Source organism: Xanthobacter sp. BG11Y11_SDJG, assembly GCF_057364445.1.
Map to the genome: position 1 here is coordinate 1 of NZ_JBNFNU010000600.1, position 1,738 is coordinate 1,738.

Annotated in this window: 1 protein-coding gene; it reads right to left on the reverse strand. The window is 70.0% G+C overall.

The genetic code is table 11. The features are described 5' to 3' along the window. Nucleotides 1-193: 193 nt before the first annotated feature. On the reverse strand, nt 194-1,585 hold the full coding sequence (argH, locus tag AC2W7M_RS24845; RefSeq protein ID WP_486135720.1) for an argininosuccinate lyase: 1,392 nt from the start codon (nt 1,583-1,585) through the stop codon (nt 194-196). Nucleotides 1,586-1,738: the final 153 nt, after the last annotated feature.

The following is a 1,738-nucleotide window of genomic DNA, read 5'->3' on the forward strand; positions in this document are numbered from 1 at the left end:
AGCCGCGCGCGCAGCGCTTCGCGCGGGCATCCGGCCGGCGAAGCTTCGGTCGCACCGCGCTGCGGCGGCAGGGTCAAACGATCTGAGGCGGGTCATCACGATCCGTGCCATCCGATGAATTTGCCGCCACTATAGTGTCTGGAGCGCCAAAGGCGAGCGGGAACAGCGGAGGGCGCGGGGCGCCGGCGTCGGTTCATGCCGGCGTGTCACCCAGACGCTTCAGCCAACGCTTGGCCTGGGCGCGCACCCGCGCCGGCGCGGTGCCGCCATAGCTCACGCGGCTGCGCACCGAGCGCACCACCGAGAGCACCGAGAACACGTCCTGCGTGATCCTCGGCTCCACCTGCTGCATGTCGGCGAGCGGCACCTTGTGCAGCGCGATGCCACGCTCGGCGGCGAGCGCGACGATCCGCCCGGTCACGTGGTGCGCCTCGCGGAACGGCATGTTGAGCGTGCGCACCAGCCAGTCGGCGAGGTCGGTGGCGGTGGAATAGCCCTGGCCGGCGGCCTTCTCCATGCGCTTTTCGTCGGGCTTGAGGTCGCGCACCATGCCGGCGCTGGCGGCGATCACCAGCGACAGGGCGGAGAAGGCGTCGAACGTGCCTTCCTTGTCCTCCTGCATGTCCTTGGCATAAGCGAGCGGCAGGCCCTTCATCACCACCAGGATGGCGGTGAGCGCGCCGACGATGCGGCCGGCCTTGGCGCGCACCAGCTCGGCGGCGTCGGGATTGCGCTTCTGCGGCATGATGGACGAGCCGGTGGTGAAGGCGTCCGAGAGCTTGACCAGCGCGAACGAGGGCGAGGTCCAGATCACCACCTCCTCGGCGAAGCGCGAGAGGTGGATGGCGCAGATCGAGGCGGCGGCGAGCGTCTCCATCACGAAGTCGCGGTCGGACACGGCATCGAGCGAATTGGCCGTCGGCCGGTCGAAGCCGAGCGCCCGGGCGGTCGCCTCCCGGTCGATGGGGAAGGAGGTGCCGGCGAGCGCGGCGGAGCCCAGCGGGCACTCGTTGAGGCGCGTCCGCGCGTCCTTCAGCCGGCCGCGGTCGCGCGCCACCATCTCCACATAGGCCATCAGGTGGTGGCCGAAGGTCACGGGCTGGGCGGTCTGCAGATGGGTGAAGCCGGGCATGACGGTGGCGGCGTGCGCCAGCGCCTTCTCCGCCAGCGCGCGCTGCAGGTCGGCGAGCTGGGCGTCGAGGGCGTCGATGGTGTCGCGCACATAGAGGCGGAAGTCGGTCGCCACCTGGTCGTTGCGCGAGCGCGCGGTGTGAAGCCGGCCGGCGGGCGCGCCGATCAGTTCGGCGAGCCGGCTCTCCACGTTCATATGGATGTCCTCCAGCTCGCGCCGGAAGGTGAGCTTGCCCTGCTCGATCTCTGACAGGATCGTGTCTAGACCCTTGGCGATGGTCTCGGCATCTTGCGCCGCCACGATGCCCCGGGCGCCCAGCATGGCGGCATGGGCCTTGGAACCGGCAATGTCCTGCGCATAAAGACGCTGGTCGAAGCCGATGGAGGCGTTGATCTCCTCCATGATGGCGTCGGGGGCGGAGGAAAAACGGCCGCCCCACATCTTGTTGCTCATTTTGGACCTCCGGTATGGTGACGCCCGACCCCTCGAACCCGCAGATGGAACACCCCGGCCGGACGGCGGGAGAGCCGGCGTCCGGCGCGGCTTCCCGGTCGGGGGGCCGCGCGCCGTCCTTTCGCGCCATCGGCATCGTGCGCTGGCCACCGT